We start from the raw sequence: 20,998 nt of genomic DNA, 5'->3' as shown, positions 1-20,998 counted from the left end.
TCAATTCGGCATATGTCATACTTCATGGTAAACTGATGAAAGTGAACCAAGAAGGAGAGGCATATGGCGTATTCAAGAAGCAAGGAAAAAACATGGAGGGCACGGTTTCGGGCAATTCCGAAACATCGTAAAATCGCCTTTGGTCTCGTCTTGACGGTCATCCCAACGCTCTTTCTCGTGAATTTATTCGTATTCAGCCATCTGTTGGCGTTGGGAGATCAGTATGAAGATCGATACCAAATGAAAAAGTTACGACTCGAGACGTATCATGGGAACGTCGAGTTTGTCCGTAGTCCGAATGAAAAAGTACAAATCGAAGTGGTACAGACCAATTCGAAAGAACGACGGATTAAAGTCAAATCGGTCGGCGATACGATCTATGTCGTCGAACGGTATGGATGGTTCAGTTACTTCGGCAGTCGTGCCAGTGAAGAACCGTCACGCTATAAGCTACGTGTCGCCTTGCCTAGCTCGATGACTTCGGTCCATTTAGGGGCTGAACAAGTGACCGGGCAAGGACTGAATGTGAAAACGATCGTGATGGATGCGAACGCGGTCAATTTGAAACAAATCGACAGTGATCGCCTCCGAATTGAGACGAAAAGCGATGCGACAATCGAATCAGCACGTCTCGTAACGGGAGATATTCGTTCCTATCGCCATGCGACCGTCAAGGATGTCGTCGTGAATCAGGCGATGACCGTTCAAACGGAAGCGGGAACGCTCAGTTATGCACCAAAACATGCGACTGGGCAAGTGAACGTGACGACGGCCGGAAAAATTTCAAGTAGCGACCGTTACGACGAAGTTGAGCCAGGTGTCTATCAGTTGTCGACATCGAATCGACCCGTCGTTGAGTTGATTTCTGAGACAGGGAAGGTCGAGCTGAAATGAACAGAAAACGTTACATCCCGAAAATCGGGCTTCGTACGTTAAAGACGGGAATTGCCGTATCGATTACCGTCGCAATCTCGTGGTATGTATTTGGAATTTATTCCGGAATGGGTGCGATTGCAGCCGTCGTGGCGATGCAACCGACCGTCAAGCGTTCGTCTAAAATTGTATTCAGTCGAATATTTGGAACGGTCCTCGGGCTCATGTGTGGACTGTTCATCGTCTATTTGTTCGGTGTCAATCCCATTTCGATCGGGTTAGCGGTCATCGTTTCGCTCACGCTCAATACGACGTTCGATAAGACACACATGTCGACGTATGCGGCGTTCGCCATCGTCATGATGCTAGAGAACCCGACCTCGGATTTCTTTCATTATGCATGGACGCGTTCTTTATTGACGGCGGTCGGTGTATTTGTCTCACTCGGTGTGAACTACGCGTTCTTGCCACCACGTTATGAGGATCGGTTATTAAATGAAGTTAGAAAGACCTCATCCTACTTGTTCCATCATTGGCGTGAACTCGTTGGCTCCCCGGCGGAGCTATTAGAGACGCGTGCTCGTATTCTCGGTCATCAGGAACTCCACATGATGCTTCAAGAGGATATGAAAGTGACGAACGTGAAGTTGAAGTATATGACAATCAAGCAATATCGATTACTGATTCATCTAGAAGACAAGCTCGTCTTATTGTTAGAAAGTCTGGCCGAGCACCGTGAAGCCTTCCTGCTGATGAGTGAGGAAGAACGTCAGGCGTTCGAATCGGAGTTCTTATATTTGCTCGCGCACCATCATGATGTTCTCTATACGTGCGATAAACCATATTCACTGTTTAGACTACCGCATGAAGATTTATCCGTTTCAGAAATTTTACACGGGCACTTGCTCGATTATCATGAACAGCTCGAAGCGTTTAAGCATGACCCAAAAGCGTGAACAAGCTACAAAGGCCCGCCATCAAGAAATGGCGGGCCTGACTTTTTTGCAGAATTGTTTTGTTTGCCTTGCCTTCGGAAAGCGTGGGCGCAAGAAAGCCGAGTGCGATTTTTATCTTTCCCAATATTTAGATGAAACCTCGCCATGAGAACACGGCGAGGTTTCGATTACGACTGTTTCAACGACTTCATCAATTGTTCATCTGGCGTCACATAGACGGTCTGTTGATCCGTATAGATGACAAAACCAGGTTTGGCGCCGCTTGGTTTTTTCACGTAGCGGGCGCGTGTATAATCGACGGGTACACCGCTCGATGCGCGTGCTTTCGAGAAGTAAGCAGCGACCGATGCGGCTTCGAGAAGCGTCGTTTCATCCGGTTCCGTCGAACGAATGATGACATGAGAGCCGGGGATATCTTTGACGTGAAGCCAAATCTCGTCACGACGGGCGAACTTGAACGTCAAATGATCGTTTTGTGTATTGTTTTTGCCGACAAAGAAGTCCGTTCCGGTCGAAGACGTGTACGCTTCAAGCGAAATTTTCGGATTCGCTTTTTTCTTTTGACGTTTTTGACGGATATATCCTTCTTCGGCGAGCTCTTCCCGAATTTCGAGCAAGTCGGAAGGAGAAGCAACATCGAGCTGAGCGGTGAGTGTTTCCAAATATTCGATCTCCGCGTCGTTTAATTCGAGTTGCTTCTTCACTTCGACTTTCGCAACTTTTAGCTTGTTGTATTTCTTATAGTATTGCTGTGCATTCTCATTTGGTGTTTTGAGCGGGTCGAGCGGAATCGAGATGGTCGCACCGTCTTCGTCATAGTAATCGACGACTTCTGCGACACGCATTCCTTTCTCAAGTTGGAACAAATAGGTCGTCAATAACTCACCGAACTTTTGTAATTCATCTGCTCGTTCTGTCGCCTTTAAGTCTTCTAAGAGACGGCGACGCTTCAATTGATTTTTCTCGAGTTCTGATTTTAAGAGACGTTCGACATCGTGAGCTTGCTGTCTGACACGATCGCGGTTTGCTTTTTCATAGAAGAAACGGTCGAGCACTTCTTTACTTGATGCGTATGTTTCCTCGGAGACGATGTCTCCGGCCGTTAATACAATCGGAGCGAAACGCTCTTTACCATTCGCGAGTTGTTGAAAGACGTAAGGTCCTTCGAGTTGACGTAGTACGTTCTCGAACGCTTGCTGAACCGAGTCGCGGTTGGGCATCTTCGCAAGATGAACGACTTCCTGGGCGATTTGAGGGCTGACACCAGCAAACGTGGCGACAATCTGTTTGTCGAGTTTACCGGCATTCCAGTCGATTCGCTTCAGTCCTTCCGTCAAATCAGACAACGGGTCGAACTTATGTTGTTCAGGCGGGAGGAGGTATTCACTTCCCGGCATGATCGTTCGATAGGTGTTTTGCGAAGGTGGGAGATGTTTGATTGCATCTAAGATTTTCCCCTCTTCTGTCGTTAGGACGACGTTTGAGTGACGTCCCATCAGTTCAATGTAAACTTTTTTTGATTCTTCGTCGCCGAGCTCATTTCGAGAGCGGACAGAGATGACGATGACGCGGTCACGTCCAATTTGTTCGACCGCCGTGATAAATCCGCCTTCTACATGTTTCCGTAACATCATGCAGAACATCGGGGGTTCTTGTGGGTTTTTAATCGGTGTATCCGTCAGCTGGAGACGGGCATACATCGCATTTGCTGATATGAGTAGTTGCGCGTTCTGTCGGTTCGAACGAATCTGGAGCATCAAATCGAGAGAATACGGTTGATGTACTTTATTGATTCGTCCTCCGACGAGCGATTGTAATTCTTGTACGACACGATATGTCATTAATCCATCATAAGCCAATGATCTCATCACCTTTGTTCATTTTCTGTCTCTACGTTATCAGAAAAACAGAAAATATGGTACGATGGAGTAGGAAATCCGAACTTCTTCTTGCCGGGACAATTGATTGACTGCTATTATAATTAAATGTGATGTTAGAAGATGGAGGGCTTGCAGTGAATTTTAAAGAACGAGGATTATTAATCGTTTTGTCTGGACCGAGCGGTGTCGGAAAAGGGACCGTTTGTCGTGCTCTTCGCGAGGAAGAGGACAATAACCTTCAATATTCGGTGTCGGCGACGACTCGAAAGCCACGTGAAGGGGAAGTCGAGGGAGTACATTACTTCTTCAAATCGAGAGAAGAGTTCGAACGCATGATCGAACAAAAAGAATTGCTCGAACACGCCGAGTTCGTCGGCAACTATTACGGGACGCCTGTAGAGTGGGTGCGTGAAACGCTCGAAAGCGGCCAAGATGTCATTCTTGAAATTGAGGTGCAAGGGGCGTTCCAAGTGAAGGAACTTCTCCCGGAAGCCGTCTTTTTATTCTTGGCACCACCAAGTCTTCAAGAACTTCGCAATCGTCTAATCGGACGAGGCACGGAGTCAGAAGAAGTCATTAAGCAACGCCTGCTCGTCGCGCGTGAAGAAATCGAGTTGATGGACGCCTATGATTACGTCGTCACGAACGACGAGGTCGACAAAGCCATCGATCGAATTAAAGCGATCGTGACAGCTGAGCATTGTAAACGTGAACGTGTTGCGTCACTCTATAAAAAAGCCATGATGGAGGTCATTTAATGTTATACCCTTCGATTGATGCCTTACAACGTACTATCCCGTCAAAATATACGATCGTTACGGTCGCTGCGAAACGGGCGCGTCAGATTCAAGATGGAAAAGCACCGAAAGTCGCCGAGCCAAAATCATATAAGCCGGTCGGTCAAGCGTTAGAAGAACTATTTTCGGGTGATACGACAATCATCGTGAACGAAAAAAACAACGGATGAAGTGTGACCCAAGTCGTTTGCGACTTGGGTCTCATTGTCTATAAGGGGGAGTTTGGGAATGGTGAAGGATCGTACTATTTTGTTATGTGTGAGTGGTGGCATCGCCGCCTATAAGGCGTGTGCGCTCACATCGAAATTGGTTCAAGCCGGAGCGAATGTTCGTGTCGCGATGACGAAATCGGCAGAACAATTCGTGGGTCAGGCGACCTTCCAGGCGCTCAGTCGAAACCCGGTCTATACCGATGTGTTCGAAGAGCACGACCCGACAAAGATTGCGCATATCGATGTCGTCGACTCGAGTGATTTGATCGTCGTTGCTCCTGCGACAGCAAACATGATCGCAAAACTGGCGAACGGGATTGCAGATGACTTTATCACGACGTCGATTCTTGCGGCGAAGTGCCCGGTCATCGTCTCACCGGCGATGAACGTGAATATGCTCGAACATCCTGCCACACAGCGGAATATCGAGACGTTGAAATCATACGGCTATCAGTTGATCGAACCGGGCGTCGGCAACTTGGCATGTGGTTGGATTGGTGGTGGACGCCTACCAGAACCAGAAGATTTGGTACGCATCATCGAAAGCCAGTTCGTCCCGAAACTATACCTCGGAAAAGAAGTATTGATTACAGCAGGTCCGACGGTAGAGCGCATCGATCCGGTTCGTTACTTATCAAACGACTCATCAGGGAAAATGGGTGTCGCGCTCGCAGAAGTGGCACGTGATATGGGTGCCCGTGTCACACTCGTCCACGGTCCGCTTCAAGTCCCGGTACCAGACGGCGTGACGGCGATTCCGGTTATGTCGAGTGAAGAGATGCTACATGAAGTGACAAGTCGTTTTGATTCACTCGACCTCGTCGTGAAGTCGGCGGCCGTTGCGGATTATCGTCCGAAAACGGTTCATGCAGAGAAACATAAAAAAGTTCACGGACCACTCACCATCGAACTCGAAGAAACGACGGACATTTTAAAAACACTCGGTGAACGAAAGACTCATCAAATATTAGTTGGGTTTGCTGCCGAGACAGAACGGCTCGAAGAACATGCCGCAGCCAAACTGAAGAAAAAGAACGTCGATTTCCTCGTCGCAAACGATGTATCCGGCAGCGACATCGGATTCGGTGCAGACGACAATGAAGCAGTCCTCTTTCATGCAGACGGGACGACGCTCAACTTACCGAAACAATCGAAGAAACAGTTGGCGTTCGAACTGCTCACACATTTTAAGGAAGCGGTCCGATGATTGCCCACGTCCATGTCGATGCACCGGTGATCACGATCGATCGTCCGTTTGACTATGAAGTGCCCGAACAGTTCGAATCCTTGATTGAACCAGGGATGCGCGTCTCGGTTCCTTTCGGCTCACGCCGTCTGTTAGGAATCGTCGTCGGCACGTCTGACGGGACGAGAGATGGATTGAAGCCACTGGAAGCTTTATTAGATGAAGAATCGTCACTCACAGATGAACTGCTCGACTTGTCCATTCATGTGAAAGAGACGACGCTTTGCTTTCGGTCTTCCGCGCTTCTCGCGATGCTACCTGCAGCGCTGAAAGTCAGTTATGACAAAGAAATCAAAGAAGGGCATGTGCCTGACGGTGTTCGTCTAGGGACACATTTATCGGAGTATCCGAAAGACATACAGTCTGTCATTTTAGGACTCGCTAAAAAAGGGGAGCTTACCCTCGCCCCTGTTCTGAAAGAGAAGAAAACGGTCAAAACCGACATCGTCGTCGAACTGCTCGAAGCGACCGTCGTCTCGAAACGCGCGAAAAAACAGCTTGAAGCGATTCAGCAGTTAGAAGAGACGCCGCGTATGTACTGGTCGGCACTTCGTCAAATCGGATTGACTCGCCCACAACTTCAAAAGCTTGAAGACATTGGGGCGGTACGGTTGACGGAAGTTGAATTGAATCGCGACCCTTACGCGACGATTGAACAAGTACAGGAATCTGTGCAGTTAAATGATAGTCAGGCGAATGCGGTCCAGGCGATTCATGAGGCGGATGCAGGAGAGACATTGCTCGTCCATGGCGTGACGGGTAGCGGAAAAACCGAAGTGTATTTAGAGTCGATTGGGCAAGTCATCGATGAAGGAAAACAGGCCATTTTGCTCGTGCCTGAAATCAGTTTGACCCCGATGATGGTGAAGCGATTTAAGCGTCGCTTCGGGGAACGCGTCGCAGTCTTACACAGTGCTCTTTCAAAAGGTGAGAAGTATGATGAATGGCGTAAAATCAAGCGGAAAGAAGTCGACGTCGTCGTCGGGGCCCGTTCTGCGATTTTTGCGCCGCTCGACCGTCTCGGTCTCATCATCTTGGATGAAGAGCATGAGACGACGTATAAACAAGAAGAAAATCCACGTTATCATGCGCGTGATGTCGCCATTTGGCGGTCTCGCTATCATGGGTGTCCCGTCGTATTGGGAAGTGCGACACCTTCTCTCGAATCTTACGCACGGGCGCAAAAAGGTGTATATCGTTATTTGCACTTGAAAGAGCGGTACGGCGGGGAAATGCCGCCTGTCCACATTATCGATATGCGCCGCGAACTGGCAAAAGGCAATACGACGATGTTCTCGGAAGAATTGTTCGACGGGATTCTCGACCGAATCGCAAAAAAAGAGCAATGTGTCATTCTGTTGAACCGTCGTGGGTTTACGACATTTGTCATGTGTCGGGACTGTGGGGAAGGGATGACGTGTCCGCACTGTGCCGTCAATTTAACGTATCACCAGTATGGTGATCGATTGAAGTGTCATTATTGTGGCTACGAAGTCGGGATGCCGTCGACGTGTCCATCGTGTAACAGCAAAAAAATCAAGCAGTTCGGATCAGGGACGCAAAAGATCGAAACGGAGCTGTTGAACCGGATTCCAGAGGCGCGCATCATCCGCATGGACCAAGATACGACGTCGCGGAAAGGTTCCCATGAACAACTGTTACGACGCTTTGAAGAAGGAGAGGCCGACATTTTACTCGGCACCCAAATGATTGCCAAAGGACTCGACTTCCCGAACGTCACCCTCGTCGGAGTACTCGCGGCAGATGCGACACTCGGGATGCCTGACTTCCGAGCGACCGAACGGACTTTCCAACTCGTCACCCAAGTGGCGGGAAGGGCGGGGCGCGGCAAACTTCCAGGTGAGGCATTCGTGCAAACGTACAACCCGGACCATTACGTGATTGAGACAGCGAGTGAACATGATTATGAAACGTTCTTTGCGAAAGAGATGGGTCTTCGTCAAGTCGGGAACCACCCGCCGTATTGGTTTTTGACGCTCGTCACGTTCTCAGCAGAGAACCCGCTCGTCGCCAAAGCGGAAGCGGAACTGTTCGCATCGGACTTTTTACAAGCGCAAGTAGAGAATAGCCGCTTGAATGGTCCGATGCCTGCCCCGTTATCAAAATTAAAGAACGCGTATCGTTATCAAGTGTTCATTAAAACGAAACAACCTGACACACTTTACGCGGAACTAGCAAGACTTCAACAAGCAAGAGCAAAAGCAATCAGTAAGAAAGAATATCAAATGAGTATCGATGTGAACCCATACGTATTCATGTGAGGTGGAGAGACATGTATAAAGTAGTAGAAGTACCAAACGATATTTTACGTGTGACATGCGAACCGGTAACGAAGTTCGATAAAAAATTGCGACAAACGGTCGACCGTTTGTTTGATACGATGTATGAGTACGACGGAGTCGGAGTCGCGGCGCCACAGGTCAATTTGAATCAGCGACTCGCTGTCGTCCATACCGATGATGAGACGGGTCCACTCGTCTTGATCAATCCTGAAATCATTGAAACGTCTGGACGTGAGGTCGGTCTTGAAGGATGTTTGAGCATCCCAGGAGAATTCGGATTCGTGGAACGTCATGAGTCGATCGTCGTCAAAAATCAGGACTTGAAAGGCCGGACGCATACCATTCAAGCGAGCGGTTTCTTCGCTCGTGCGATTCAGCATGAGATGGATCATTTGGATGGGGTCTTGTTCACTGACAAGCTAGCGGTTCCAAACCCTGGAAAAGACAAGCGAATCGTCTTTATGGGAACTCCGACATTTGCGGTATCTGTACTTGAGCGACTGCTCGAAGAAGGATACAATGTCGTAGGTGTCGTTTCGCAACCGGACAAACCGGTCGGACGAAAACGTGAACTCAAACCAACGCCTGTGAAAGAGTGTGCACTCCGTCACGGTATTCCTGTCTTACAACCTGAGAAAGTTCGAACAGATTATGCCGGAATTTTAGAGTTGCGCCCGGACCTCATCGTCACGGCAGCGTATGGACAAATCGTGCCGACCGCATTACTCGAGGCACCGCCTCACGGAGCGATCAATGTTCATGCCTCACTTCTTCCAAAATATCGGGGAGGCGCCCCGATTCATCAAGCCATCATCGATGGTGAATCGGAGACAGGTGTGACGATCATGTATATGGTCGACAAGTTAGACGCGGGTGACATGATTGCGAATACAATCGTCCCAATCGAAGAGATGGATACGGTCGGAACGCTATTTGATAAACTTGCCGTAGCGGGAAGTGATCTTCTCATTCGCACACTTCCAGCTTTCTTAGAAGGATGGATTGAAGCGGTCCCTCAAGATGAGCGGGAGGTGACGTTTGCGCCGAACATTAGCCGTGAGCGCGAACAGATTGACTGGAGTATCGGTGGAGAAGCCATCTATAACCATATTCGAGGGATGAACCCATTCCCGACTGCCTACTCGACGCTTGACGGAGAACGGGTGAAACTGTTCATGGGAGAAAAGACGACCGGTGCAGGTCAACCGGGAGAAGTCATTCGCCTAGAAGAAGACGGGTTCGTCGTGGCGACCGGAAACAATGTCGCCATCAAAGTGACGGACCTACAACCAGCAGGTAAAAAGCGAATGGATGGTGCGACCTTCATGCGCGGAGCTGGACAGAAGTTGCGTGTTGGTGACCGATTAGGAGGAACTCATGAACGTACGTGAAGCAGCGCTCGATACGCTGATGAAAATTGAACAAGGCGGCGCGTATTCAACGATTGCCGTCAATGATGTATTAAAACAAAAAAAAGTTGCCCCGAAAGATGTGGGTCTGTATACCGAACTCGTCTATGGGACACTCAGTCGGAAAGGGACGTTGGACTACATCTTAAACGATCGAATCCGTTCTCCGAAGAAGCTCGACAAGTTCGTGCTTCCGCTTCTTCGAATGAGTGTATATCAACTTTTTTACCTTGATAAGGTACCGGATCGTGCCGTCTTGCACGAAGCCGTCGAAATCGCAAAAAAACGAGGACATCATCTCGGGACGAGTAAGTTCGTGAACGGGGTGTTACGTAACGTTCTCCGTGAAGGATTCCCTGATTTTAGTGAATTGACGGATGCGGAGAGAATCTCGATTGAGCATAGTCACCCGAAGTGGCTCGTTTCGGACTGGATTGATTTTTACGGTGTCGAGACGGCTGAAGCCATCTGTCAGTTAAACAATGAGCCGGCTCCTGTCACGGTACGCGTCAACCGGAAACGTGCGTCTGTCGACGAAATGATGAATCGCTTGGCCGACTTGGGCGTCTTGACATCTCGCTCTGAACTATCGAGCGATGGACTCGTTGTCGAATCGGGCAACGTCCATTCGACCCCATTCATCGAGGAAGGACTTTTATCGGTTCAAGATGAGAGCTCTATGCTTGTCGCAGATGCGCTCGGCGTTTCGAAAGATGACCATATTTTAGACGCGTGTGCCGCCCCTGGTGGGAAAGCGATGCATACGGCTGAACGGATGGAAAGTGGATCGCTCACAGCGCTCGATTTACACCCACATAAAGCGAAATTGATTGACCAGCAAGCCAAACGTCTTCACATCAATGGAGTGACCGCACTTGCCCTTGATGCTCGTCTGGCAGGTGAACAGTTCGAAAAAGAGAGTTTTGATCGAATCCTTCTGGACGTTCCTTGTTCAGGGCTCGGTGTTATTCGTCGCAAGCCTGATATCAAATGGACGAAAGACAAAGCCCAGCTCGAGAACTTACCGAAGATTCAACGACAAATCATTGATGCCGTATTGCCACTGCTCAAGCCAGGTGGTACGCTTGTTTACTCGACATGTACAATTGATCCGTCTGAGAACGAGACACAGGCTGACTATGTGTTATCAAAAGGATTGGTCTGGGACGAAACGTTACGAGAACGTCTCCCACAATCTGTTCGTCCGATCATGGCATCGGACCGTGCTGAATTAAAACTATTACCGACGACATTCGGGACCGACGGCTTCTATATCGCCGCATTTAAGAAAGAGGTATAAAAAATGAATCCAAAAGCAGTAGAAAAAACCCCACTTTTAGGCGCAAAACCGTCACTTTATTCGTTGACGTTCCCTGAACTTGAAGCGTGGGTCGTGGAAGCAGGAGAAAAATCATTCCGTGCGAAACAATTATATGATTGGATGTACGTTAAACGTGTCACGTCATTCGACGATATGACGAACGTTCCAAAGGCACTACGTGACCAATTAGAAGCATCATTCCAATTGACGACGTTAAAAGAATTGGTCAAACAAGAATCACAGGACGGTACAATCAAATTCTTATTTGAACTTCAAGACGGTTATTCAATTGAAACGGTTCTCATGCGTCACGAATATGGGAACTCAATTTGTGTCACGACACAAGTCGGTTGTCGAATCGGTTGTACGTTCTGTGCTTCAACACTCGGTGGATTGAAGCGAAACTTAGAAGCCGGTGAAATCACGGCACAAGTGCTCGACGTACAGCGTGCGTTAGACGCGACAGGTGAGCGTGTCGACTCAATCGTTGTCATGGGAATCGGTGAGCCGTTTGATAACTATGATGAGTTAATGCGTTTCTTGCGCACGGTCAACCATGATCACGGACTCAACATCGGAGCACGCCACATCACAGTATCAACAAGTGGAATCGTTCCAAAAATCTACAAGTTTGCGGATGAAGGAATGCGCATTAACTTCGCCATCTCGCTTCATGCGGCTACGACAGAACTACGTACACGTCTCATGCCAATCAACCGTGCCTTTGACTTAGACAAGTTGATGGATGCCGTCCGTTACTATACGGAGAAGAGCGGTCGTCGCATCACGTTCGAATACGGATTGTTTGGTGGCGTCAATGATACAGAAGACCATGCCCATCAATTGGCTGACTTGTTGAAAGGAATCAAATGTCACGTCAACTTGATCCCGGTTAACCACGTATTGGAACGCGATTATGTACGCACACCGAGAGCTCAAATCTTTGCCTTCGAAAAAGTGCTCAAAGACCGCAATGTGAACGTGACGATTCGTCGCGAGCAAGGGTCAGATATCGATGCTGCTTGTGGGCAACTTCGAGCGAAGGAGCGCGAACAAGAAACGAGGTAATCAGAAAGATGGAATTAGCATTTCGAACAGATCGTGGACAAGTACGCACACAAAATGAAGATGCAGTTTTAATCTTAGGCGATGCCTTCTCAGGAATTGCGCTCGTTGCCGACGGGATGGGTGGACATGCAGCGGGAGAGGTCGCGAGTCAAATCGTGATTGAGGAGTTTCGACGGGCTTTCCCGTCTCTCCCGTCGACCCCGGTCGATATCGAGCGATGGTTCCGTCATCACATTCACTTGGCGAATGAACAAGTGTTGCAATTTGCAAAGCAGTCGAACCTCGTCATGATGGGAACGACTGTGGCAGCCGTTTGTTGGAACGGAGAGACGGTGGTCATCGTTCATATCGGTGACAGCCGTGTCTATGCCTTGCAAGCAAATGAATTAAGACGTCTCACAGAAGATCATTCTTACGTCAACGTGCTTAAACAGCTCGGTGAATTGACAGAAGAGGAGATGCGCGTTCATCCGAAACGAAATGTCATCACCCGGGCGATCGGTTCAAGCGAACAAGTCGAACCTGACGTGCAAGTGCTCGCTGACCCTGAGTTTGATGTGATATTAATTTGTACGGATGGATTGACGACACATCTGACGGATGGCGCAATTCAACACGTGTTACAACAAGCTGTATCGGCTGATCAAAAAGCAGATCAACTCATTGCTGAAGCCAATCAATTGGGAGGGAGCGACAACATCACGGTCGCGCTCGTTCAATTCACAGATAGAAAGAGAGGATGAATCCGATGCGAAGCGGAGAACGAATCAACGATCGTTATCGGATCGAACAACAAATCGGCAGCGGAGGCATGGCAAATGTCTACCGGGCTCATGACGAGATTTTAAACCGAACCGTCGCCATCAAGGTGTTGCGATCTGAATTCTCACATAACGAACAATTTATACGTCGGTTCGAGCGAGAAGCCCACGCGGCTACGAGTCTGAACCATCCGAATATCGTCGCCATCTACGACGTCGGTGATGAAGATGATTTATACTATATCGTCATGGAACACGTCGATGGCGTGACGTTAAAACAATATTTGCAAGAAGAATACATATCTGTCGATGAGGCGTTGCGCATCATGGGACAGATTTGTGATGCGATTGATCACGCCCATGCGAATCGAATCATTCATCGGGACATCAAACCACAAAATATGATGATCGATCAGCATGGAAATGTGAAGGTGACCGATTTTGGAATTGCGGTCGCGATGTCGAATGCGACGTTGACGCATACGATGTCCGTCCTAGGCTCTGTCCACTATTTCTCACCTGAACAAGCTCGCGGGAAGTTCGCGGATGAAAAGTCGGATATTTACTCGCTCGGTGCCGTTTTGTACGAATTGTTGACGGGGCGCGTACCGTTTATCGGCGAGACGCCGGTCGCAGTCGCGCTTCAACATTTGCAAGATGACCCGATTCGGCCGATGGATTTGAATCCGAATATTCCACAAGCGCTTGAGAATTGTGTCATGCAAGCCTTGTCGAAATCACCGGGTGCCCGTCATATATCGGTCGCAGCCTTCAAGAAAGATTGTATGACCGCATTAAGCCGAGAACGTGCCAATGAGCCGAGACGAGTCTCAGCCAATCAGGACGAGTTCGACCAAACACTCGTCATGGCGGCGGTCATGCCCGAAGAAAAACAAGATGTACCGGTGACACCGCCCCCGGTCACACCACCAAAGGAACAGGAGCCAAATGAGGAACCGGTTAAAAAGAAGAAACGCAAATGGTGGATTTGGATATTACTCGTCATTCTCTTAATTGGGGGAAGCATTGCGGCGTATGTGGTCGCCGACGAAATGTCGCGCGCCGTCGTGCCTGATGTCGTCGGCATGAGTATCGGGGACGCGACGACAGAACTCGAGGCTTCTGGATTTGTCGTCGAAGTGACAGAACGTGCGAGCGATGATATTGCGGAGGGTGAGGTCATTTCGCAAAATCCGCAAGAAGGACGTAAACCGAAACGCGGCACGACTGTGACGATTGTCGTATCGGCCGGAAAAGAGACGGTCGAGATGCCGAACGTGGAAGGTCTTTCACAGACTGCCGCTGAGCGTATGCTAAAAGACTTGGCATTCAGCGATCTTGAAATCAAAACTGAAGCTTCTGAAACAGTAAACAGTGGGGATGTAATTTCACAATCGGTTGACCCAGGTGAAGAGGTCGTTCCTTCAGAGGTGACGGTCACGCTCGTTGTGTCGACAGGTAGCAACAAAGTGGAACTATCTAACCTTGCCGGGTATACGTTCGACGAAGCATCTATTTATGCTGAACAGAACAAATTGAAAATCGTGAAGAAGGATGAATTTTCGACAAGTGTTCCAAAAGGTCAAATCATCCGTCAACTTCCGACAGCCGGGACGGCAGTCGACCCGGGAACGGAGCTCACGGTGATTGTATCGGGAGGCGTCGAACCGACCGATATCTCGATTGAACGTGAAGTGAGTGTTGAAGTCGAGCAACCGGATAAGGATAAGAAGCCGAAAGCGGTCGAAGTCGTCATTCGTACGGTTGACGCACGTGGTGAAATTGAGGTACTTCGTGATCAAATCACAGAGACGACAACGTACTCGTACACGCTAGTCATTGCCCCTGACGAAGTCGGGACAGCAACGATTGAAGTTGATGGTGAGATTGTTCGAACGGATTCAGTCACATATGCGCAAGCCGAAGAGGCACAATAAAGAGGTGACGGTGTCGTCACCTCTTTTTTAAAAGGAGGTAGTCATAATGAAAGGAACAATCATTCGTCTTCAAGGCGGGTTTTATGATGTGATGACCGAGGCGAACCAAGAGATTCGTTGTCGGGCAAGAGGGAATTTTCGAAAACGCAATATCTCACCTGTCGTCGGCGACGATGTGGTGATTCAAGATCAAGAAGATGGGACCGGTTATATTCTTGAAGTGGAAGAGCGTCAAAACCATCTCGTTCGGCCACCGATTGCGAATATTGATCAAGCGTTCCTCCTCTTTTCAGTTAAGGAACCAGCGTTTTCCTATCATTTGCTTGACCGTTTTCTCATTCTCATTGAATCGAAGCAAATTCATCCAATCATCGTATTGACGAAGATGGACTTGCTCGATGAAAGTGAAGTCGAACCGATTCAAGTGGCGATTGCTCGCTATCGGGCGATTGGGTATGACGTGATTGAAACATCGACGGAGCATGGGCACGGTGTCGATGAAGTGCGTAGTCTATTCAAGGGAAAAACGAGCGTCTTCGCCGGTCAGACCGGTGTCGGGAAAAGTTCGTTACTCAATGCAGTTGCGCCAGAACTCGAGTTGGCGACAGGTGCAATCTCGAAATCGCTCGGACGAGGAAAACATACGACACGTCACGTGACGTTAATCCAATTGGCGGATGGTCTCGTTGCCGATACACCGGGTTTTTCAAGTCTAGAGTTTCCTCAGGAACTTGAGACAGATGAGCTCAGATGGTGCTTCCCCGAATTCGTGGAACGCCATGACGATTGTAAGTTCCGGGGATGTGTCCACGTTAATGAACCAGGATGTGCCATCAAACAAGCGGTTGAAAATGGCGAAATTGCTTCAACAAGGTACGAAAATTATGTTACCTTTATGGAGGAGTTAAACGATCGAAAACGGAGGTATTGACAGATGATTAAAATTGCACCATCTATTTTAGCTGCCGATTTTGCCAACTTGGAAGCTGAAGTAAAAGCCGTTCAAGAAGCAGGGGCTGACTATATCCATTTTGACGTGATGGACGGGCAATTCGTACCAAACATCTCGATTGGTCTACCTGTTCTCGCGAGCTTGCGTAAAAAATCAGACATGGTACTCGATGTACATTTGATGATTGACCAACCAGAACGCTACGTAGAAGATTTCGTGAAAGCCGGTGCGGACATCGTAACCGTACACGTGGAAGCGACGAATCATTTGCATCGTGTCTTACAGCAAATCAAAGCGGCAGGTGCGAAATGTGGGGTCGTCTTAAACCCACATACACCACTTTCGACGATTGAACACGTACTCACGGACGTCGATATGGTGTTGCTCATGACGGTCAACCCAGGATTCGGGGGTCAGGCGTTTATTGAATCGGTCGTGCCAAAAATTTCAGCGCTTAGCCAACTTCGTCAAGACCATCAACTTGATTTTGAGATTGAAATCGATGGTGGTGTGAACGCAGAAACGGCAAAACGTTGCATCGATGCTGGAGCTGATGTGCTTGTGGCAGGATCAGCCATCTATAGTCAATCGGATTATAAAGCAGCCATCGATAGCATTCGTGGCGCATCTCGTGTATAATCGACGGTAGAACAACAAGATAGAGTCGCAAGGGGTGTCACATCATGTGGCTGAGAGGCATACGCTAACCCTTTGAACCTGTTCCGTTCACACGGACGTAGGGATGTGGCGAAAATGCACGTTGCGAATTCAAGCAGCATGGCGTTTACGTCATGCTGCTTTTTGTCGTTCAAACAAATAAAGGAGGAAGAAGGATGAAATCACGTTTCAAATTACAAGCGCTCATTGAAATTTCATTGTTTGCGGCGCTCGGGCTTATTTTTGATTTGCTCATTCCATATCGTTTACCACAAGGTGGGTCTATCAGTTTAGCGATGCTCCCGATCTTTGTCATGGCGTTCCGTCACGGGCTGAAGGGTGGTCTTGCGACAGGCGCGCTCGTCGGGACACTTCAACTCTTGTTCGGAGCATACATTTTCACACCTGTACAATTCTTGCTCGACTATACGGTCGCATATGGCCTCGTCGGTATGGCCGGGGTATTCGCAGGGCGAGTGAAACATGCTGCGAGTCAAGGTGCGACAAAGACGCTTGCCATCTATTTAGTGCTCGGGGCATTGCTCGGGTCGATGTTACGATACGCAGCGCACGTCATCTCGGGTATCGTCTTCTTCGCTGAATACGCAGAAGGTCCGGTCGTGGCCTACTCGCTCGGATATAACGCCACGTATATGCTCCCATCCTTTGTCATCTCGGCCATCGTGTTAGTACTTCTCTTCACGACAGCACCACGTTTCACGCGTGTGGCGACACGGGATATCCGTCAATGAACGTACTAATCGTCGCGGCGAGTCCGGCACCTATTCCGGACTTACCGCGTGATGCCGATTTTGTGATTGGTGTGGATGGTGGATATCAAAGACTGTTAGATGAAGGAGTTGTACCAGACGTCGTGGTGGGAGATTTTGATTCGTTCGATGGGACACCACCTGATCAAGCGTTACGCTATCCTTCGGAGAAAGATGTGACAGACTTAGAAATTGCATTGGAGTTAGCAAGAGAACGGGGAGCAACACGAATCGATGTGTATGGGGCTCTCGGGGGACGGATCGATATGACGTTTGCGAATGTAGGCTTACTGGAGTCCTATCCGGAGATGCACCTTCATAATGAAGGGCAAACGGTCTATCTTGTAAGAATAGGAGACTATACGATTCCGAAACGGGACGGTCACTATTTGTCCTTCATGCCATGGAAGACAGCTACGATTTCCATTAAAGATGTCAAATATCCACTTGACCATCATGACGTGACTAGCGGAGAGGCGCTGACGATCTCAAATGAATGGTCTACGGATTCTGCCCGGTTGACGGTCCATCAAGGGACCGTTCTCGTCATGATTGTCAAAAAATGAGCACAAAAAAATCCCATCGGCGAATGCCGCTGGGATTTATTCGTTCGTGTATAAGTATTATACGCGTTCAACGAGACCTGATTTAAGTGCGCGAGCTGAAACCCAAACGCGTTTCGGTTTACCGTCAACGAGAATACGAACTTTTTGTACGTTTACACCCCAAGTACGTTTTGTCTTGTTGAGTGCGTGCGAACGGTTGTTACCTGATTTAGGTGATTTACCTGTTACGTAGCATTTACGTGCCATGCGTTTCCCCTCCTTTTTTATGTGGGTTCGTCCTAATAGACACTCGTTTATATTAGCACGGCTTTTTTCCCGATGCAACTAGAAAATCGTACCATGACAAGAAAAAAACTTGACATTACTCTCAAGGATTTGAATAATGAATGAGGTTATCGCGTTAATTGACCGAGTTTCTGGAGCAGGTTCTTTTAATAACTAGGTACTTATTGTAGAATGTACATTAGGAATCATTCCGAATAAAGGAGGCTACTCCATATGGCAATTGAAATGAAGACAACATATGGCAATATTGACATCACAAGTGACGTCATCGCGACACTCGCAGGTGGTGCAGCGATGGAATGCTTCGGTGTGGTCGGCATGGCTTCACAAGCACAATTGAAAGACGGCATTGCTGAATTGTTAAAACGTGAAAATTACGCGCGTGGTGTCGTCGTACGTCAAGAAGACGAAGACGTACATATCGACATGCACATCATTGTAAGCTACGGGACGAAAGTATCTGAAGTCGCATACAACGTGCAGAGCCGAGTCAAGTATACGCTCGGAGAAACTTTAGGATTAAACGTTTCGTCGGTAAATATATTCGTTCAAGGCGTTCGTCTGACGAATGACTGACGAAAACGGAGGAGGATTTGGTGTGGGTTTAAAACGTTTAGATGGATTGGCGCTCTCAAACATGATCGCGAACGGAGCGGCCAACTTGAGCCAAAACGCAGATTATGTAGATTCGCTTAACGTCTTCCCGGTTCCAGACGGAGACACGGGGACGAACATGAACTTGACGATGACGTCGGGCGCGAAAGAAGTAGCGGCGATGAACTCATCAGATATCGCAGAGGTGTCATCAAAGTTTGCACGTGGACTACTTATGGGGGCACGCGGAAACTCGGGTGTTATTTTAAGTCAGTTGTTCCGTGGATTCGGTAAAGCTGTTGAAGGAAAAGCAGAACTGACAACAGTTGATTTTGCAGAAGCGCTCAAGCGCGGTGTCGACACGGCATACAAGGCGGTTATGAAACCGGTTGAAGGAACGATTTTAACGGTTGCTCGTGAAGCGGCCGACGAAGCGCTCCTTGCGTCAGAGTCGACAAGTGATTTCACTGAATTTATGAAACGCGTCATCGAAGAAGCGAAAGCATCGTTAGACCGTACACCGGACTTGTTGCCGGTATTAAAAGAAGTCGGCGTCGTCGACTCGGGCGGTCAAGGACTTCTCGTCATCTACGAAGGTTTCCTTGCTAGCCTTGAAGGCAAAGAGCTCGAGAAACCACATGCTCCTGTCATGGATGCGTTGATCGAGGCAGAACACCATGCGCATGCGGCACAAGGGTTCATGTCTACAGAAGATATCGAATTCGGTTATTGCACAGAGATCATGGTTCGTTTCCAAGACGAAAAGTTAAAGGATGCACCGTTCAATGAAGATGCGTTCCGTAACGAATTGTCTGAACTGGGAGATTCTCTCCTTGTCGTCGCGGACGAAGAACTCTTAAAAGTTCACGTTCACGTTGAGACACCGGGTGAGGTCATCACGAAAGGTCAACGTTTCGGTGAACTCGTCGCCGTTAAAATCGAGAACATGCGTCAACAACACTCGACCATTCTCGAAGAAGAACATGGTGCGAATCAACACGGTGTTCAACAGGCAGAGAAGCCGAAAGCACCATTTGCGATCGTCACGGTAGCAATGGGTGAAGGCGTCAGCGAATTGTTCCGTTCACTCGGGGCGGCACACGTCATCGAGGGCGGTCAAACGATGAACCCATCAACAGAAGATATCGTCAAGGCGATTGAGTCTGCACATGCGGAACACGTCTTTATCTTCCCGAACAACTCAAACATCATCATGGCTGCTGAGCAAGCAGCGTCTGTCGCACCATGCGGCGTCTCTGTCATCCCGACGAAGACGGTCCCACAAGGTCTTGCGGCAGCAATCGCCTTCAACCCAGAGGCGGATGTCGAGATGAACGAACAAGCGATGAAGTCAGCTGCCTCGACTGTGAAGTCCGGACAAGTCACTTACGCTGTTCGTGACACGAGCATCGATGGTGTGGAAATCAAGAAAGACGAGCACATGGCGATTGCAGAGAAGAAAATCGTTTCTTCCTCAACGTCGAGCCTCGAAGCGGCTAAAAAGTTGGTCGATGCACTCGTCGAAGCAGATGATGAAATCATCACGATTTTAACGGGTGAAGGTTCATCTGAAGCAGACGTAGAAGCGTTGACGTCATATATCGAATCTGTAAATGATGAGATTGAGATTGAAGTACACGACGGCAAACAACCGCTTTACTCTTATATTTTTAGTGTGGAATAAGCTGTTTCAAGTCCCTACCTTCTGTATAATGAAGGTAGGGATTTTTGAAAGGGGGAAAATTAGGTGAAATATCGTAGTGTGTTTGACATCATTGGTCCTGTCATGGTCGGGCCATCGAGTTCGCATACAGCAGGTGCCGCGCGCATCGGGCTGATGGCAGGGAAATTATTCGGAAGAACGCCACGCACCGCACGCATCACGTTTTATGGGTCGTTTGCGGACACGTATCGTGGTCACGGTACGGATGTCGCGATTGTCGGTGGAATTATGGGGTTTGATACGTTCGACCTGCGAATCCCACAAGCGTTAGACATTGCCCGTGAAAAAGGAATCGAAGTCATCTTTGAGACGAGCGATTTGTTGACGGATCATCCGAATACAGCGCGTGTCTTGCTCGAAGACGAGTTCGGTACGTTTGAAATCGTCGGGATCTCAATCGGTGGGGGAACGATTGAAATCACGGAACTGAATGGATTCCCGTTAAAGTTGACAGGTGGGGGACCTGCGCTCGTCGTCTTGCATCATGACCGATTCGGGGCAATCGCCGCAGTGACAGGTGTCTTGGCGAATCATCAATTGAACATTGGACATATGGAAGTGAGTCGTCACGAAAAAGGAATGCAAGCCTTGATGGCCATTGAGATTGATGAAACGATTCCTGCTGAAGTGTTAGCAGAGCTAGAACGGTTACCGCAGATCGAACGGATCGCTATTTTTGGGGAATAAG

General features: G+C 48.6%; 20 protein-coding genes and 1 riboswitch. Of the genes, 18 read left to right on the top strand and 2 right to left on the bottom strand.

All coding sequences use genetic code 11. The features are described from left to right. Positions 1–63: 63 nt before the first annotated feature. A complete protein-coding gene (locus KNO85_RS08355; RefSeq protein WP_214788944.1) occupies positions 64–894 on the top strand; it encodes a hypothetical protein in 831 nt (276 codons plus the stop codon). Then, positions 891–1,829 (top strand): FUSC family protein, encoded by a 939-nt coding sequence (locus KNO85_RS08350; protein ID WP_214788940.1) that lies wholly within the window; start codon positions 891–893, stop codon positions 1,827–1,829. Before KNO85_RS08355 ends, KNO85_RS08350 begins: the two co-directional genes overlap by 4 nt. 167 nt (positions 1,830–1,996) lie before the next feature. On the opposite strand, the gene KNO85_RS08345 is transcribed toward KNO85_RS08350, so the two are convergent. Further along, on the bottom strand, positions 1,997–3,688 hold the full coding sequence (locus KNO85_RS08345) for an Rqc2 family fibronectin-binding protein (RefSeq protein WP_214788937.1): 1,692 nt from the start codon (positions 3,686–3,688) through the stop codon (positions 1,997–1,999). A gap of 131 nt (positions 3,689–3,819) precedes the next feature. On the opposite strand from KNO85_RS08345, the gene gmk reads away from it, so the two are divergent. The 13 genes from gmk to KNO85_RS08280 all read left to right on the top strand — a co-directional run bounded on the left by gmk (position 3,820) and on the right by KNO85_RS08280 (position 17,708). Then, the gene (gene gmk / locus KNO85_RS08340) at positions 3,820–4,467 is read left to right on the top strand and encodes a guanylate kinase (RefSeq protein ID WP_031421596.1); all 648 of its coding nucleotides are present in this window, start codon (positions 3,820–3,822) and stop codon (positions 4,465–4,467) included. Then, the gene (rpoZ, locus tag KNO85_RS08335; protein WP_015881337.1) at positions 4,467–4,676 is read left to right on the top strand and encodes a DNA-directed RNA polymerase subunit omega; all 210 of its coding nucleotides are present in this window, start codon (positions 4,467–4,469) and stop codon (positions 4,674–4,676) included. The genes gmk and rpoZ overlap by 1 nt, the downstream gene beginning before the upstream one ends. A gap of 58 nt (positions 4,677–4,734) precedes the next feature. Beyond that, on the top strand, positions 4,735–5,925 hold the full coding sequence (gene coaBC / locus KNO85_RS08330; protein ID WP_214788935.1) for a bifunctional phosphopantothenoylcysteine decarboxylase/phosphopantothenate--cysteine ligase CoaBC: 1,191 nt from the start codon (positions 4,735–4,737) through the stop codon (positions 5,923–5,925). Further along, positions 5,922–8,246: a primosomal protein N' gene (gene priA, locus KNO85_RS08325; RefSeq protein WP_214788932.1), complete on the top strand. Its 2,325-nt coding sequence runs from the start codon at positions 5,922–5,924 to the stop codon at positions 8,244–8,246. The genes coaBC and priA overlap by 4 nt, the downstream gene beginning before the upstream one ends. Before the next feature lie 11 nt (positions 8,247–8,257). Beyond that, positions 8,258–9,658, top strand: a complete 1,401-nt coding sequence (fmt, locus tag KNO85_RS08320; protein WP_214788929.1) for a methionyl-tRNA formyltransferase — start codon at positions 8,258–8,260, stop codon at positions 9,656–9,658. Then, positions 9,645–10,976, top strand: coding sequence for a 16S rRNA (cytosine(967)-C(5))-methyltransferase RsmB (rsmB, locus tag KNO85_RS08315; RefSeq protein ID WP_214788926.1), 1,332 nt, complete (start codon positions 9,645–9,647; stop codon positions 10,974–10,976). The genes fmt and rsmB overlap by 14 nt, the downstream gene beginning before the upstream one ends. Positions 10,977–10,979: 3 nt before the next feature. Next, complete coding sequence (gene rlmN / locus KNO85_RS08310; protein WP_214788923.1) at positions 10,980–12,065, top strand: dual-specificity RNA methyltransferase RlmN; 1,086 nt, start codon at positions 10,980–10,982, stop codon at positions 12,063–12,065. 8 nt (positions 12,066–12,073) lie between these two features. Next, positions 12,074–12,808 carry a Stp1/IreP family PP2C-type Ser/Thr phosphatase gene (locus KNO85_RS08305; RefSeq protein WP_214788920.1) on the top strand — a complete coding sequence of 245 codons (735 nt, stop codon included), beginning with the start codon at positions 12,074–12,076 and terminating at the stop codon, positions 12,806–12,808. A gap of 5 nt (positions 12,809–12,813) precedes the next feature. After that, positions 12,814–14,763 carry a Stk1 family PASTA domain-containing Ser/Thr kinase gene (pknB, locus tag KNO85_RS08300; protein WP_214788917.1) on the top strand — a complete coding sequence of 650 codons (1,950 nt, stop codon included), beginning with the start codon at positions 12,814–12,816 and terminating at the stop codon, positions 14,761–14,763. Positions 14,764–14,806: 43 nt separating this feature from the next. Beyond that, complete coding sequence (gene rsgA / locus KNO85_RS08295) at positions 14,807–15,694, top strand: ribosome small subunit-dependent GTPase A (RefSeq protein WP_214789858.1); 888 nt, start codon at positions 14,807–14,809, stop codon at positions 15,692–15,694. A 3-nt stretch (positions 15,695–15,697) separates the two neighbouring features. Further along, positions 15,698–16,354, top strand: coding sequence for a ribulose-phosphate 3-epimerase (gene rpe / locus KNO85_RS08290; RefSeq protein ID WP_214788915.1), 657 nt, complete (start codon positions 15,698–15,700; stop codon positions 16,352–16,354). Between the two features lie 20 nt (positions 16,355–16,374). Beyond that, positions 16,375–16,475, top strand: a riboswitch (TPP riboswitch). A gap of 73 nt (positions 16,476–16,548) precedes the next feature. Next, positions 16,549–17,124, top strand: a complete 576-nt coding sequence (gene thiT / locus KNO85_RS08285; protein ID WP_214788912.1) for an energy-coupled thiamine transporter ThiT — start codon at positions 16,549–16,551, stop codon at positions 17,122–17,124. Next, entirely contained in the window at positions 17,121–17,708 is a 588-nt protein-coding gene (locus KNO85_RS08280; protein ID WP_214788909.1) for a thiamine diphosphokinase, read from the top strand. Before thiT ends, KNO85_RS08280 begins: the two co-directional genes overlap by 4 nt. A 57-nt stretch (positions 17,709–17,765) precedes the next feature. Here KNO85_RS08280 and rpmB read toward each other — a convergent pair whose 3' ends face one another. After that, positions 17,766–17,954 (bottom strand): 50S ribosomal protein L28, encoded by a 189-nt coding sequence (gene rpmB / locus KNO85_RS08275; protein WP_015881349.1) that lies wholly within the window; start codon positions 17,952–17,954, stop codon positions 17,766–17,768. Positions 17,955–18,206: 252 nt separating this feature from the next. Here rpmB and KNO85_RS08270 point away from each other — a divergent pair, with 252 nt between their 5' ends. The 3 genes from KNO85_RS08270 to sdaAB all read left to right on the top strand — a co-directional run bounded on the left by KNO85_RS08270 (position 18,207) and on the right by sdaAB (position 20,997). After that, the gene (locus tag KNO85_RS08270; protein ID WP_015881350.1) at positions 18,207–18,569 is read left to right on the top strand and encodes an Asp23/Gls24 family envelope stress response protein; all 363 of its coding nucleotides are present in this window, start codon (positions 18,207–18,209) and stop codon (positions 18,567–18,569) included. 22 nt (positions 18,570–18,591) lie between these two features. Continuing rightward, the gene (locus KNO85_RS08265) at positions 18,592–20,271 is read left to right on the top strand and encodes a DAK2 domain-containing protein (protein WP_214788906.1); all 1,680 of its coding nucleotides are present in this window, start codon (positions 18,592–18,594) and stop codon (positions 20,269–20,271) included. A gap of 63 nt (positions 20,272–20,334) precedes the next feature. Then, positions 20,335–20,997, top strand: coding sequence for an L-serine ammonia-lyase, iron-sulfur-dependent subunit beta (gene sdaAB / locus KNO85_RS08260; RefSeq protein ID WP_214788903.1), 663 nt, complete (start codon positions 20,335–20,337; stop codon positions 20,995–20,997). The last annotated feature ends 1 nt before the right edge of the window (position 20,998 follow it).

The sequence above is a fragment of the Exiguobacterium sp. s124 genome, from assembly GCF_018617485.1.
Lineage (GTDB): Bacteria > Bacillota > Bacilli > Exiguobacteriales > Exiguobacteriaceae > Exiguobacterium > Exiguobacterium aestuarii.
This window is presented reverse-complemented; position numbering and strand designations above follow the sequence as displayed.